This is a genomic window from Streptomyces sp. NBC_00989 (assembly GCF_045162655.1).
In the GTDB taxonomy this organism is placed as follows: domain Bacteria; phylum Actinomycetota; class Actinomycetes; order Streptomycetales; family Streptomycetaceae; genus Streptomyces.
On record NZ_CP108728.1, the window covers coordinates 4,161,644 to 4,175,551 of the forward strand.

14 protein-coding genes are annotated in these 13,908 nt (G+C 70.0%); 12 read left to right on the forward strand and 2 right to left on the reverse strand.

Annotated elements, in window-relative coordinates:
• Positions 1-699 precede the first annotated feature (699 nt).
• Complete coding sequence (locus OG714_RS17830) at positions 700-1,743, reverse strand: Ku protein (RefSeq protein WP_406122120.1); 1,044 nt, start codon at positions 1,741-1,743, stop codon at positions 700-702.
• Between the two features lie 123 nt (positions 1,744-1,866).
• Between OG714_RS17830 and ligD the strand changes: the two genes are divergently transcribed.
• Positions 1,867-2,748: a non-homologous end-joining DNA ligase gene (gene ligD / locus OG714_RS17835; RefSeq protein ID WP_406122121.1), complete on the forward strand. Its 882-nt coding sequence runs from the start codon at positions 1,867-1,869 to the stop codon at positions 2,746-2,748.
• Positions 2,749-2,970: 222 nt separating this feature from the next.
• Here the strand turns inward: ligD and OG714_RS17840 are convergent, their stop codons facing one another.
• The gene (locus OG714_RS17840; RefSeq protein WP_406122122.1) at positions 2,971-3,774 is read right to left on the reverse strand and encodes a nuclease-related domain-containing protein; all 804 of its coding nucleotides are present in this window, start codon (positions 3,772-3,774) and stop codon (positions 2,971-2,973) included.
• Between the two features lie 96 nt (positions 3,775-3,870).
• Between OG714_RS17840 and OG714_RS17845 the strand changes: the two genes are divergently transcribed.
• From OG714_RS17845 to OG714_RS17895, 11 genes are all read left to right on the forward strand, one after another.
• Positions 3,871-4,377, forward strand: a complete 507-nt coding sequence (locus tag OG714_RS17845; RefSeq protein ID WP_406122124.1) for a dual specificity protein phosphatase family protein — start codon at positions 3,871-3,873, stop codon at positions 4,375-4,377.
• Between the two features lie 110 nt (positions 4,378-4,487).
• Positions 4,488-5,201 carry a hypothetical protein gene (locus OG714_RS17850; RefSeq protein ID WP_406122125.1) on the forward strand — a complete coding sequence of 238 codons (714 nt, stop codon included), beginning with the start codon at positions 4,488-4,490 and terminating at the stop codon, positions 5,199-5,201.
• On the forward strand, positions 5,198-6,445 hold the full coding sequence (locus OG714_RS17855; protein ID WP_406122127.1) for an ATP-binding protein: 1,248 nt from the start codon (positions 5,198-5,200) through the stop codon (positions 6,443-6,445). The genes OG714_RS17850 and OG714_RS17855 overlap by 4 nt, the downstream gene beginning before the upstream one ends.
• Before the next feature lie 148 nt (positions 6,446-6,593).
• Positions 6,594-7,052 (forward strand): SH3 domain-containing protein, encoded by a 459-nt coding sequence (locus OG714_RS17860; RefSeq protein ID WP_406122129.1) that lies wholly within the window; start codon positions 6,594-6,596, stop codon positions 7,050-7,052.
• Positions 7,053-7,113: 61 nt separating this feature from the next.
• Complete coding sequence (locus OG714_RS17865) at positions 7,114-8,472, forward strand: FtsW/RodA/SpoVE family cell cycle protein (protein ID WP_406122131.1); 1,359 nt, start codon at positions 7,114-7,116, stop codon at positions 8,470-8,472.
• 8 nt (positions 8,473-8,480) lie between these two features.
• Positions 8,481-9,938: a penicillin-binding transpeptidase domain-containing protein gene (locus OG714_RS17870; protein WP_406131860.1), complete on the forward strand. Its 1,458-nt coding sequence runs from the start codon at positions 8,481-8,483 to the stop codon at positions 9,936-9,938.
• A gap of 44 nt (positions 9,939-9,982) precedes the next feature.
• On the forward strand, positions 9,983-10,480 hold the full coding sequence (locus tag OG714_RS17875) for a DUF3291 domain-containing protein (protein WP_406122133.1): 498 nt from the start codon (positions 9,983-9,985) through the stop codon (positions 10,478-10,480).
• An 81-nt stretch (positions 10,481-10,561) separates the two neighbouring features.
• Positions 10,562-11,500: a diiron oxygenase gene (locus OG714_RS17880; protein ID WP_406122135.1), complete on the forward strand. Its 939-nt coding sequence runs from the start codon at positions 10,562-10,564 to the stop codon at positions 11,498-11,500.
• A gap of 201 nt (positions 11,501-11,701) precedes the next feature.
• A complete protein-coding gene (locus tag OG714_RS17885) occupies positions 11,702-12,349 on the forward strand; it encodes a TetR/AcrR family transcriptional regulator (protein WP_406122137.1) in 648 nt (215 codons plus the stop codon).
• A 10-nt stretch (positions 12,350-12,359) separates the two neighbouring features.
• Positions 12,360-12,662: a hypothetical protein gene (locus OG714_RS17890; protein WP_406122139.1), complete on the forward strand. Its 303-nt coding sequence runs from the start codon at positions 12,360-12,362 to the stop codon at positions 12,660-12,662.
• Positions 12,663-12,765: 103 nt separating this feature from the next.
• Entirely contained in the window at positions 12,766-13,833 is a 1,068-nt protein-coding gene (locus OG714_RS17895) for an NlpC/P60 family protein (protein ID WP_406122141.1), read from the forward strand.
• Positions 13,834-13,908 lie beyond the last annotated feature (75 nt).

Consider the following 13,908-nt stretch of genomic DNA (forward strand, 5'->3'; position numbering starts at 1 on the left):
TCTTGGGCTGAGGCTTTGCGGGGGGGGCTTTGCGGGGGGGGCGGGGCTTTGCCGGGGGCGCGGTGACGGTGGCAGTGACGGTGGGGTCGGGCTTCGCGGGGACTGGCGAGCGGACTGCGGCTCAAGCGGTTCGCTTGCCGAGGGGCTTCGTTGCCGGGGGCATCGCCCGGGGTTTCTTCGCGGGCGCGGTGGACTTCGTGGCGATGGCAGTGGGGTGGGTAGCGCTACGTGGAGACTGGCGAGGGGAATGGCGTACAAGCCGCTCGCTTGGCGGGAGTTGACTTCTTCACCTGCGGCGCCTTCGCGGTCGCGGTGGCCGTGGGTTGAGTAGCTCTACGCGGGGACCCGTAAGGAGGCTGCGGCTCAAGCCGTTCGCTTGCGGGCCGCCTTCTTGAGCGAGGTCTTCGCCAGCGCGGTGGACTTCGTGGCGGTGGCGGTGTGGCGGGTAGCGCTACGCGGAGACTGGCGAGGGGAATGCCGTACAAGCCGCTCGCTTGGCGGGAGTTGACTTCTTCTCCAGCGGCGCCTTCGCGGTCGCGGTGGCCGTGAGTTGAGTAGCTCTACGCGGGGACCCGCAAAGAAACTGCCGCTCAAGCCGCCCGCTTGCTGGGAGTTGGCTACTTCGCCAGCGGCGCCTTCGCGGTGTCGGTGGGCGTGGGTTGGGTAGCTCTGCGCGGGGAGCCGTGAGGAAACTGCCGTTCAAGCCGTTCGCTTGCGGGGAGTTGCCTTCTTTGGTGGGGTCTTCTTCGCGGTTGCCGTCGTCTTCGTCGCTGTTGTCTTTTTGGTCGTTCGCGTCGACTTCTTCGCTGGTGCCGGGGGCTGGGACTTCTTCGTCGTTGTCGTCTTCTTCGTTGCCGTGGAGGTCGACTTCTTGCCGGGGGTCTGTTTGGGGGTTGCTCGGGGGGAGATACGGCTGACCTGGGCCTTCGGTGCCGTTTCCTTGTCGGCTGGGTCCTCGCCTCGTGATTCCTTTGCCTCGCGGACGCTCTTCTCCAGGGCCGCCATCAGGTCCAGGACCTTCGCGCCGGGAGCCGGGGACGGGGACGTCGCGGGCTGTTCGCCGGAGGCCTTCGCGGTGATCATCTCCTCGACCGCCTCGCGGTAGTCGTCGTGGAGGTCCGCGAGGTCGACCTCGCCCAGGGTGTCCATGAGGGCGTCCGCGAGGTCGAGTTCCTTGTCGCGGACGGTGACGTTCGTGTCCGGGGCGACGCCCTCGGGGACGCGGATCTCGTCCGGCCAGAGCAGGCCGTGCATGGCGATCACGTCGTCGACCACGCGCAACATGCCGAGGCGTTCGCGGCCTCGTAGCGCGTACTTCGCGATGGCCACCTTCTGGCTGCGCTTCAACGCCTCGCGCAGCAGGGTGTACGGCTTGGCCGCGGGGACACCGCTCGCGGAGAGGTAGTACGCCGCGTCCATCTGGAGCGGGTCGATCCGGTCGGCCGGCACGAACGCCACGATCTCGATCGTCTTCGCCGTCGGGATCGGCAGCTGGGCCAGATCCTCGTCCGTGATCGGGATCATCGTGCCGTCCGCGTCCTCGTACGCCTTGCCGATCTCGGCCTGGGCGACCTCGCGGTCCTCCAGTTCACAGACCTTGCGGTAGCGGATGCGGCCGCCGTCCTCCGTGTGGATCTGGCGGAAGGAGATGGAGTGGCTCTCGGTCGCGTTCACCAGCTTGATCGGGATGCTGACCAGGCCGAAGGAGATGGCGCCGTTCCATATGGATCGCACCTGCCGCACCCGCCTTCCGATTTCGGCTCGTGACTCCGGCTCGTGATTTCGGCTCGTGACTCCGGCTTACGGTTCCGCATCGCGATTCCGGCTCGCGTCCGGTTTGTCACGTTTCCGTGGGATTCTCATCGTATGACGCCGATCACAGAGGTGGAGGGGCGAAGGGTCACGCTCAGCAACCTGGACAAGGTGCTGTACCCGGCGACCGGGTTCACCAAGGGCGAGGTCCTGCACTACTACGCGACCACCGCCGAGGTTCTGCTGCCCCATCTGCGCGACCGGCCGGTGTCCTTTCTGCGGTATCCGGACGGGCCGGACGGTCAGGTGTTCTTCACCAAGAACGTGCCGCCGGGTACGCCCGACTGGGTCACCACCGCGGAAGTGCCCCGGTCGGAGGGGCCGGCCCGGATGGTGCTGGTGCAGGATCTGGCGTCCCTGATGTGGGCGGCGAATCTCGTCACCGAGTTCCATACGCCGCAGTGGGTGATCGGGGCGCCCGGTGTCGCCGACCGGCTCGTCTTCGACCTTGATCCGGGGGCGCCCGCGACCGTCGTGGAGTGCTGTGAGGTTGCGGTGTGGCTGCGGGAGCGACTGGCGGCGGACGGGATCGAGGCGTACGTCAAGACGTCCGGGGCGAAGGGGTTGCATCTGTTGGCGCGGGTGGCGCCGGTGTCTTCGGAGCGGGCCGTCGAGTACGCGAAGGCGTTGGCCGTGGAGGCGGAGGCGGCGCTGCCTCGGCTTGTCGTGCATCGGATGACGCGGAGCCTGCGGGTGGGGAAGGTGTTCGTCGACTGGAGTCAGAACGCTGCGCGGAAGACCACGGCCGCGCCGTATACGTTGCGGGCACGGGCGGCGGAGTGTGTGTCGGCACCGGTGACGTGGGAGGAGGTGTCGATGTGCCGGAATCCGGATCAACTTACTTTTGTGGCACGGGAGTTGGAGGTACGGCTGCTTGAGTACGGCGATCTGCTGGAACCGTTGCTCGACGCCGGATCAGCGGGAGCCCTGCCTTGACGAGGGGGCACGTGGGATACGCCTGGTTCTCACCAAGTGAACGTTGGGCCGCCCGCTTCCTGGTCAGTGTCGGGGTTCACGGTGTCGAGGAGCGCGCCCGCCCCACCCCGGCCCGCCCCATCCCGTCCCGTCCCGGCCCGCCCCGCCCCGTCCCGCCGAGCCCTTCGCTCATCGGAACCCACGGACACCCCGCACCGCTGAAGCAACCCCGACGGATGCCCCTCACACCCTCCCCCATGTATGCCGATCCCGCGCCATCGCATGCAGCGCCTCCACATCCGCCGGCTTCAACACCCCGCCCGTCCTTGCCAGTCCGGACAGTTCCGTGTCCTGGAGTACACGGACCTCGCGCGGCGGAGTCGTCACGCGGACGTCCGCCGGGCCGACCAGGGCGAGGACCGGGTGGACCTCGGCCGTCAGCGCGTACGACGCGCGATCCGCGTCGGAACGGGCTCGGCGGAGCAGGGGGAGGGGGTCGCGGCGGCCCAGGGTGACCATGAGGTCGGCGATCTGGACGCGTTGTTTGCGGGCGTACAGCGTGTGGACGGCGAAGAGGCCGCCGGGGCCGATCAGCAGGTGGTGGAGGCGGTCGCCGCCGGGGAGGGGGATCGAGTGGAGGGCGTGCCAGCCCGCGCCGTCCAGATCGTCCAGGGCTTCGCCCACCGCCTGTTCCGCCGACAGGGCTCGGCGGCGTGGGTCGGGGCGGAGGCGGTGCTGGGGGCCCGGGTCGCGGTCGAGGGCCACGTGGAGGGCCTCGCCGGGGCGGTTGGGCGCCAGGTCGTCGTCGGGGTGGAGGGTCAGACGGGCCAGTTCCGCCGGGGTCGGTACCGGTGGCGGGCCCACCGTGACCGGGCCGGTGAGGAAGGGGCCGAGGGCGTGCAGGACGTCCTCTCTGCGCTCCTCGCTCAGCAGGTTGATCCTGGCCGCCTCCCTGTCGTACCAGGCGACGTTCCTTCCGTCGGTGTGGCAGACGTACAGCCGTTCCTGACCATGTCGCCAGGTCGGTATGACGCGCAGTCCGTTCATGCACCATCACCCCTCGACCATGGGAACAGGCGGGGTGCTCAAGGGGCAAGAACCCGGTTACCTTTGGGTCAGTCGCTGGGGCTTGGGGAGGCGCCGTTGCGGACGCGCAGGAAGCAACCCGACGTACCCGCTCCGGACAGTCCGTGGAGCGAGATCACGCCCGGTCTGTGGATGGGCGGTCACGAGTTCAGGGGGCGGTCGGGGCAACTGGAGTTCGCGGTGGTGCGGGACGAGTTCGATCTCGTGCAGACGCTGCTACGGCTGCCGGGGCACGGGCCGGACACCGGCGTCGAGCACCATGTGTGGCCGATTCCGGACGGGCCGCTGGACGGGACGCAGCTCGCCGGCGTGATGCGGCTGGCCGTCGCCGCCTGCGACGCGCTGGACGAGGGGCGGAAGGTCCTCGTGCGCTGCTATCACGGCTACAACCGGTCGGGGCTGGTCGTCGCGCACGCGCTGGTCCGCCGCGGGTACTCCACGGAGGAGGCGATACGGCTGATCCGCGCCCGCCGGTCGCCGTGGGCCCTCCACAACGAACTGTTCGTCGAGTACCTGCGGACGGGGCTCTCCACGGCCCGGCTGCTGGAGGAACTGGCCGAGTAATCGTTCCCTCAACCCACCCGCACACATGAACAAAAAGGACTTCCCTACGAATAGGGTGTACGGGTCCCATACTCGCGCCCCGCAGGAGAGCAGTGCCGCCCAGTCGTCCCGTGCGTGCCGCCCGCACCACCGCCACCGTCGCCCTGCTGCTCGCGACCGCGGTGGCCTGCGGTGACACCGGCGCACTACGGGGCGCGGGTGCCACCCCTACGGCGACCAGTCCCGCCAAGCTTTGGCCGAATCTGTCGCCCGCCTCCTCCCCCGCCTACGACTTCGACGAGGCGGACACGGAGACCGTGAAGGGCGTCACCGTCCCCGGCGACGACATCCGCAAGGTGGACCCGGTCGCCGTCGTACGGGCCGAGATCGCCGCGAATCCCAGCGACTACGACGGCTCCAAGGCGCCGTACCGCGGGACGGCCGAGCGGATCGGCGACTGCGAGAAAGGCGGGGACCGTAGCGCCTGCCCGGTCCTCAAGCCCTACTACCGCGACCTCACCGGCGACGGGCACGACGATCTGACGCTCGGGTTCCGTCTGCTGCCGACCAAGATGACCGCCGTGCGCGTCTACACCGTCGAGAAGCACCGGCTCGTGCAGGTCATGGCCAACGACGACGCGGTCAGCGGGGTCGAACTGGCCGGGCGCTCGGTGATCATCCGCTCGCCGTCGGAGCTCGCCGGGTACGAGTACCGCGTGCAGTGGACGTGGGACGCGGACCAGAAGGCGATGCTGCTGACCCACGACGAGTTCCTGCGCACGGGCAGCCGTAAGCACGGGGTCCGCCGCGCGACACCGGTGCCCACCGCCGCGGCGACGTCGTGACGAGGCTCGCGCTGCCCCGGTGGGCCGGGACCCTCGCCTTCAAGGCCGGCGTGTTCATCACCGTGATGTGCTGCGCGCTGGCCGCCCTGCTCGGCGTACTCGTGCATGTCTCGGTGACCGATCAGACCGTCGGCCAGGCCCGTGGCCTCGCCTTGTCGCGACTGAAGGAGGCGACGACGCAGTACGAGGCCGGGGACTCGCTCGTGCACGGCGCCGGCGTCGATCCCGAGGGCCTGCCCGTGCCGCTACGGCAACTGGCCGCGGCCGGGGAGCGCGGCACGATGGTCGGCACGCATCGGGGGCGCCCCACGATGTGGGCGGCGGGGCCCGCCTCCGGCGACCGGGTGCTGGCCGTCGGGGTCGACTACTCGCAGGGCTCGAACACCATCGCCGGGCTGGACCGCGCGATCGTCTGGTCCTCGGCGCTGGCGATCGGGGCGACGCTGCTGGTCGGCGCGTTCGCGGTGACCCGGGTGACCCGGCGGTTGCACGGGACCGCGCAGGTCGCCCGGCGGATCAGCGCGGGTGACCTGGACGCGCGGGTCGACGATCCCCGTACGAAGGACGCGACCCTGCCTCAGGACGAGGTGGCCGCGGTGGCCGCCGCGCTGGACACGATGGCCTCGTCGTTGCAGGGGAAGTTGCTGAGCGAGCAGCGGTTCACGGCGGATGTGGCGCACGAGTTGCGGACGCCGTTGACCGGGTTGCACGCGGCGGCCGAGCTGTTGCCGCCGGGGCGGCCGACCGAGTTGGTGCGGGATCGGGTGGCCGCTTTGCGCACCCTCACGGAGGACCTGCTGGAGATCTCCCGGCTCGATACGCGGCGGGAGAAGGTGGAGTTGGACGCCGAGCGGTTGGGGGCGGTGGCCGAGCGGGTCGTGCGGGCGTCGGGGGCGGGGGCGGAGGTCGTCGTCGTACGGGATGAGTGGGTGGAGACGGATCGGCGGCGGCTGGAACGGGTGCTGGGGAATCTTGTCGCCAACGCGCACCGGCATGGGCGGGGGCCTGTCGTGGTGACCGTGGAGGGACCGGTGGTGACCGTGCGGGATCACGGGGACGGGTATCCGGAGTATTTGGTTGAGCATGGGCCGCAGCGGTTCCGGACGGAGGGTGGGGCGACGGGGCATGGGCTGGGGTTGACCATCGCGTTGGGGCAGGCGGAGGTGCTGGGGGCGCGGTTGGAGTTCGCGAACGTGGATGCCGGTGATGGTGGCGGGGCGCTTGCGAGGTTGACGCTCGGATAGGCGGAGAGTTCGGGAGTGCAGGTGATTCGTTGGCTGCCGGCCGTCGACGGCTGGTCGCGCCCGTGTGGACCAGTGTGACGAGCGGGGCCCCTCTCCTCCTCCTAATGTGGCGAATAGTCAGGTTCGTCCCATTCATGGAGGTACCCGCATGTCCCTCAGCCTCTCCCTCCGCCGTCTTGGTATAGCGGTTGCCGCCGGTGCGCTTGTGACCGCCGCCGCCGTTGCGCCCGCCGTGGCCGACGACGAATGGGGCGACGAAGACCCGGGCGTCAGCCGTCAGGACGACGGTGGGTGGAACCAGCAGGGTGACGAGGACTTCGGCGGCCGCGGTGACTACGACCACCAGGGCGGCCACGGCGACCACGACAACCCGCGCTACTACCGGGGTGTCGTCACGGCCGGTCAACTCGCCCTGCGTTCCCGCCCGGACCGCGGCAGCAGGATCATCCGGTACGCCTACCGCGGCGAGCACGTCTCCATCTTCTGCAAGACCAACGGCTCCAACGTCCAGGGCAACCACCTCTGGTACCTGCTCACGGACGGCACCTGGGCCTGGGGCTCGGCGCGCTACATCGACAACATCGGACCCGCGCCCCGCTGGTGCTGACGGACGAGACACACGCGCCACCCAAGGCACACAACCCGCCCCATTTGGGTAAGTTCCGGACATGACCAACGCCGGAACCACCGTCACAGCGGACCTTCCCACACCCGCTGTACGCCTCCCCCGGCGCCGTGGCATCGAACTCACCCTCATCGTCGTGGCCGTCCTGCTCTCCGTGTACGGCTACTGCGCTGTCGGTCTCGCCAAGAACGGCACGGTCCCGCCCGGCGCCGCCGGCTACGGCGCCGGGCTCGGCGTGCTCGCCCTGCTGGCCCACATCGCGGTGCGCCTGCGGGCCCCGTACGCCGACCCGCTCCTGCTCCCGATCGGGGTGCTCCTCAACGGCCTCGGGCTCGTCCTCATCTACCGGCTCGACCTGGAGACCCCCGGCGACCGCGCGGCGCCCACCCAACTCGTGTGGTCCACCCTGGGCGTGACCCTCTTCATCGTCGTAGTCGTGGCCCTGCGCGACCACCGCGTGCTCCAGCGCTACGCGTACGTCTGCGTGGCCGCCGCCCTCGTCCTCCTCACCCTCCCGGTCCTCTTCCCGGCCGTGAACGGTGCCCGGATCTGGATCCGGATCGCCGGATTCTCCATCCAGCCGGGCGAGTTCGCGAAGGTGCTGCTGGCGGTCTTCTTCGCCGCGTACCTCGCGGCCAACCGCAACGCGCTCGCCTACGCCGGCCGTCGCGTCTGGCGCCTCCAGCTCCCCACCGGCCGCGTGCTGGGCCCGATCGTCGCGATCTGGCTGCTCAGCGTCGGCGTCCTGGTCATGGAACGCGACCTCGGCACCTCGCTCCTCTTCTTCGGCCTGTTCGTGACCCTCCTCTACGTCGCCACCGGCCGCACCGGCTGGATCGCGGTCGGCCTTCTGCTCGCGGCCCTCGGCGCGGTCGCGGTCGGCCGGCTCGAACCGCACGTCCACAGCCGGGTCCAGGACTGGCTGCACCCCTTCGCCTCGATCGACGCGGGCCAGGGACCGAACCAACTCGCCCAGTCCCTCTTCGCGTTCGCGGCCGGCGGCATGCTCGGCACGGGCCTCGGCCTCGGCCACTCCATCCTCATCGGCTTCGCCGCCAAGTCGGACTTCATCCTGGCGACAGCGGGCGAGGAACTGGGCCTGGCCGGCCTCTCCGCGATCTTCATCCTCTACGGCCTTCTCGTGGAGCGCGGCTACCGGGCGGGCCTGGCCCTGCGCGACCCCTTCGGCCGGCTGCTCGCGGTCGGGCTCGCCTCGATCGTCGCGCTCCAGGTGTTCGTGATCGCGGGCGGGGTGACCGGCCTGATCCCGCTGACCGGCATGGCGATGCCGTTCCTTGCCCAGGGCGGCTCCTCGGTCGTCACCAACTGGGCGATCGTGGCCCTGCTGATCCGGCTGAGCGACTCGTCCCGCCGTCAGTACGACATCGAGGTGGCCGCGTGACCGACTCCATGACCCGCCACATCCGCCTCGCCGCGGCCTTCTGCACCCTGCTCCTGCTCGCCCTGCTGGTGAACGCCACCCGCATCCAGGTCTTCCAGTCCCGGACCTACGACGACAACATCGCCAACCGCCGCCACACCATCGCCCGTTACGACCAGCCGAGGGGCGGCATCCTCGTCGGCGGCAAGCCCATCACCGGCTCCCGCGACTCCGGCGAGCAGCTCCGCTACGAACGGACGTACAGGAACGGCCCGTTGTACGCACCGGTCACCGGCTTCGCCTCGCAGGAGTACGGCACGACGTTCCTGGAGCACTCCGAGGACGGCATCCTCTCCGGGACCGATTCGCTGCTCTCGCCGTTCCCTCTGTGGAACGACCTGACCCGCGCCCAGAACCCCGGCGGCAACGTCGTCACCACCCTCAACCCGGCCGCGCAGCAAGCGGCGTACGACGGACTCGGTACGCGCACGGGCGCGGTCGCCGCGATCGAACCGTCGACCGGCCGCATCCTCGCCCTCGTCTCGACCCCGTCCTACGACCCCGGCGCCCTGTCGGGCAACGGCCGTACGGCGAACCGCAGTTGGTCCCGGCTGAACGCCGACCCGGACAAGCCGATGCTCAACCGGGCGGTACGGCAGACCTATCCGCCGGGTTCGACGTTCAAGGTGGTCACCGCGGCGGCGGCGCTGGACGCGGGGGTGGTGACGGACCTGGACGCGGCGACCAACTCCCCCGACCCGTACACACTCCCCGGCACGTCTACGACGCTCACGAACGAGGGCGACGGGTGCGTGGACGCGCCGCTCCGGTCCGCCTTCGAGTGGTCGTGCAACACGGTGTTCGCGAAGCTGGGCGTGGATGTCGGCGTGCGGAACATGAGCACCACGGCGGAGGCGTTCGGCTTCAACGACGCCGGCGTGAGGATCCCGTTCTCGGTCTCCCCCAGCACCTTCGACACGACGCTGGACAAAGCCCAGTTGGCGCTGTCGTCGATCGGGCAGTACAACACGCGGGCCACGCCCTTGCAGATGGCGATGGTGGCGGCGGCCGTCGCGAACGGCGGGCAGGTGCGGGAGCCGTACCTGGTGGAACGGACCACGCGGCGGGCCGGCGAGACGGTGTCGACGCCCGGCTCGCGCCCCGTCCGCCAGGCGATGCACCCCGCAACTGCCGTACAGATGAAGGAACTCATGGAGGACGTGGTCACCGAGGGCACCGGCACGAACGCGGCCATCCCCGGCGCGACCGTCGGCGGCAAGACCGGCACCGCGCAGCACGGCATCGGCAACTCCGGTACGCCGTATGCCTGGTTCGTGTCCTGGGCGCAGGGCGAGCGGGACATCGAGCCGAAGGTGGCGGTCGCGGTGGTGGTGGAGGACGCGTCGGCGGACCGGTCGGACATCAGCGGCGGCGGGGACGCGGCGCCGATCGCGAAGGCGGTGATGGAGGCGGTGCTCGGTCCCTGAGACGGGGCCTACCGGAAGACGGTCACCCGACCTACCGTTCGGTCATGACCGATCCTTTAAGCACACCCGCGCACGAACTCGCCCAGGTCAACATCGGACGCCTTCAATTCCCCCTGGACTCGCCGGAGTTGAAGGACTTCGTGGACGCCCTCGATCCCGTGAACGCCGTAGCCGACGCGGCCGAGGGTTTCGAGTGGCGCCTCCAGTCGGACACCGGCAACGCGACCGACGTCCCCGTCCTCGGCGACGACTGGCTGATCATCAACATGTCGGTGTGGCGCGACCCGAACGCCCTGACCGCGTTCATGTACCAGGGGCAGCACCGCGAGTTGCTGGCCCGCCGCCGTGAGTGGTTCGAGCGGATGCGGGAGGCGATGACGGTCCTGTGGTGGGTCCCGGCCGGCCACCGCCCCACGGTGGCGGAGGCGGAGGAACGGCTTCTACACCTGCGGGCACATGGGCCGACGCCGTACGCGTTCACGTTGCGGACGTCGTTCGAGCCGACAAGTCCCGCGGACAACAAGTCCCGCGTAGGGGATTGACGAGCTTGCTGACAGGCAGTCTCATAAGACCTCGGAGGATGTGACCACGGGTAACACGTTGATCCGCGAGGTGGGAGAACCATGACGACCCTGACCGAGGCCGACGCGATCGACGGGCTGCGTGACGCGCTCGGCCTGCTCAAGGACCGTGAGCAGGTCGCCGAGCGGCTGCTCGCGTCCTCCGCCAAGCACTCCTTCGATCCCGACAAGGAACTCGACTGGGCCGCGCCCTTCGAGGACGGCAAGTGGTTCTGGCCGCCGGAGTTGGTCTCCCTGTACGACACCCCGTTGTGGAAGCGGATGGGCGAGGAACAGCGCATCCTGCTCTCCCAGCACGAGGCCGCGGCGCTCGCCTCGCTGGGTATCTGGTTCGAGTTGATCCTGATGCAGCTGCTCGTCCGGCACATCTACGACAAGGCGGCGACGAGTGCGCATGTGCGCTATGCGCTGACCGAGATCGAGGACGAGTGCCGGCACTCGAAGATGTTCGCGCGGCTGATCTCGCGGGGGGACACGCCCTGGTATCCGGTGAGCCGGGCCCATCAGAACCTCGGCCGGCTCTTCAAGACGATCTCCACCACGCCGGGTTCGTTCACGGCCACGTTGCTCGGTGAGGAAGTCCTCGACTGGATGCAGCGGTTGACGTTTCCGGATGAGCGGGTGCAGACGCTGGTCCGGGGGGTGACCCGTATCCATGTGGTGGAGGAGGCGCGCCATGTCCGTTACGCCCGGGAGGAGTTGAGGCGGCAGATGGTGACGGCGCCGCGGTGGTCCCAGGAGTTCACGCGGGTCACCTCCGGGGAGTTCGCGCGCATCTTCTCCATCGCCTTCGTCAACCCCGAGGTCTACACGAACGTGGGGCTCGATCAGCGGGAGGCCGTGGCTCAGGTGCGGGCGAGCGGGCATCGGCGGGAGGTCATGCAGTCCGGGTCGAAGAAGCTGACGGACTTCTTGGACGACATTGGCGTACTTCGGGGTGTTGGGCGACGGCTGTGGAAGGCGTCGGGGCTACTGGCCTGAGTTCAGTCCGGCCCGGTGGGGGCTGCTGGCTTGAGTTCACAGTCCGGCCCGGTGGGGGCTGGTCGCGCAGTTCCCCGCGCCCCTAAATGACATGGGCCGGCCTGCGTTTTCAAGGGGCGCGGGGCTGTGTCGATATGCGGCTCCGCCACGTGGGCGCGACCAGCCACAGCGAACCCGCACCCGCCCGACTACCCTGCACCCATGCCCCCCGCCGCGCCCGCCTACCGCCGTCTCAACGTCGAGGAGCGGCGCAGCCAGCTCCTCGAAGCCTCGCTCACCCTCTTCGCGCACCGCGCTCCCGAGGAGGTCTCCCTGGACGACGTGGCGGAAGCGGCCGGGGTCTCGCGCCCCCTGGTGTACCGGTACTTCCCGGGCGGCAAGCAGCAGCTCTACGAGGCCGCCCTCAGGTCCGCCGCCGATGAACTCCAGCAGTGTTTCGACGAACCCCGCGAGGGCCCGCTCCTCTCCCGCCTCGCCCGCGCCCTGGACCGCTACCTCGGCTTCGTCGACCAGCACGACGCCGGTTTCAGCGCCCTGCTCCAGGGCGGCAGCGTCGTAGAGACGTCCCGTACGACGGCCATCGTGGACGGGGTCCGCAGGGCCGCCGCCGTGCACATCCTCAGCCATCTCGGCGTAGCCGAACCCGGACCCCGCCTGCGGATGACCGTACGGATGTGGATCACGGCCGTGGAAGCCGCGTCTCTCATCTGGCTCGACGAGGACAAGCAGCCGCCGCTGGACGAGTTGCGGGACTGGCTGGTCGAGCAGTTCGGGGCGGTGCTGTCGGTGACCGCCCGGCGGGACCCGCAGACGGCCGCGCTGGTCCAGGGCCTCGCGGCGGATGGCTGAGACTGGTCCCGTGAAGAGCGAAGAGACCCCGTTCGAGGGCGGCCCGATGGACGGGCGTTCCCTGCCCGTGCTGCTCGGCCCGACCGGAACCCCGCCGAAGACGTACCGCATCCCGGTCCCCGACGACGCCGGCGGCCCGCCCACGGTCCTCGTGTACCGCAGGGTCCCCCGGGGCCACAGCAAACGGCTCGGCCTCCCCAAGGGCTGGAAGTACGAGTTCGACCCGGAGGGGAAGCGGAGCGGCGCTCTGAAGTGGCCATGGTCCAAGCCAGCCGCCACGCCGGGCGGCAAGCCGGACGACACCCACGGGTGACGGGGTTGGGCCGAACCGCGCACACCCGGCGCGCGGACCCGCCGCCCCCGACTGATGCTCACGGTGCGGGGCGGAAGGCCCGCCGCGCACCGGAGGTGATGACGTGTCAGGAAGGCTTCTGCGTCTGGTCTGTACGGCAGCGGTGGCGGCCGGCACCGTCCTCGCACCGCTGCCCGCCGCGGCCGTACCGGAACCGCAGGCGCCCGGACAACGCCCCGTGGCCGAGCTGCTGACGGACCTTCAGACCCTGTACCGCGATGCCGAACAGGCCACGGAGACGTACAACGCCACTGAGGAGAAGCTGAAGAAGCAGCGCGCCGAGGTCGACCGTCTCGACTCCGAACTCTCCCGCGCCCGCCTCTCCCTCCACGACAGCCGCGGCGCCGCGGGCCGGCTGGCCCGGCAGCAGTACCAGAACAGCACCGCCATCTCCCCGTACGTCCGCCTCCTGCTCGCCCGCGATCCGCAGCACGCGCTCGACGAGGGCCATGTCATCGGCCAGTTGGCGCGGGAGCGCGCCGAGACGGTGGGCCGGCTGGTCGGCAGCGAGAAGAAGAGCGACGGCCTGGCCCGCGAGGCCCGCAAGGCCCTGGACACCCAACTCACCCTGGCCGCCCGCCAGAAGAAGGACCAGGACGACGTACGCAAGCGCCTCGCCGACATCGAGAAGCGCCTCACCTCCCTCACCCCCGGCCAACTCACCGCGCTGGCCGCCTTCGAGAAGACCGACGTCGACAAGGCCCAGCAGAAACTGGTCGCTTCAGGCGCCCTGGGCGACGACTCCCGCGAACCGTCGCGGGAGGGAGACCGCGCGCTCCGCTACGCCGTACAGCAGATCGGCAAACCGTACGAGTGGGGCGCGGAGGGACCGAAGACGTACGACTGCTCAGGCCTGACGTCGGAAGCGTGGGGCCATGCGGGCACCCCGATCCCGAGGACGAGCGAGGAACAGTGGGCCGACCTGCCGAGAGTCCCACTGAACGAACTCCGCCCGGGTGACCTCGTCATCTACTTCCCCGAGGCGACACACGTGGCGTTGTACTTGGGCGCGGGCCAGGTGGTCCAGGCCCCCCGCACAGGCGAGAAGGTCCAGGTATCCCCCGTGGCGTCCTACCCGATCCTGGGAGCCGTACGTCCAGATCTGCGCCCGGAAGAAGCGGCGCGGGGCTGAGACATTGTGCGGCTCCGCCGCGTGGGCGCGACCAGCCACAACGAGCCCGCAGCCGCCAACTCCCCACAACCCCAA

Coding starts and splice junctions, on each gene's coding strand:
- ligD (WP_406122121.1), top strand. CDS start 1,867: ATGACGCCGATCACAGAGGTGGAGGGGCGAAGGGTCACGCTCAGCAAC.
- OG714_RS17880 (WP_406122135.1), top strand. CDS start 10,562: ATGACGACCCTGACCGAGGCCGACGCGATCGACGGGCTGCGTGACGCG.
- OG714_RS17865 (WP_406122131.1), top strand. CDS start 7,114: ATGACCAACGCCGGAACCACCGTCACAGCGGACCTTCCCACACCCGCT.
- OG714_RS17870 (WP_406131860.1), top strand. CDS start 8,481: ATGACCCGCCACATCCGCCTCGCCGCGGCCTTCTGCACCCTGCTCCTG.
- OG714_RS17885 (WP_406122137.1), top strand. CDS start 11,702: ATGCCCCCCGCCGCGCCCGCCTACCGCCGTCTCAACGTCGAGGAGCGG.
- OG714_RS17860 (WP_406122129.1), top strand. CDS start 6,594: ATGTCCCTCAGCCTCTCCCTCCGCCGTCTTGGTATAGCGGTTGCCGCC.
- OG714_RS17875 (WP_406122133.1), top strand. CDS start 9,983: ATGACCGATCCTTTAAGCACACCCGCGCACGAACTCGCCCAGGTCAAC.
- OG714_RS17840 (WP_406122122.1), bottom strand. CDS start 3,774: ATGAACGGACTGCGCGTCATACCGACCTGGCGACATGGTCAGGAACGG.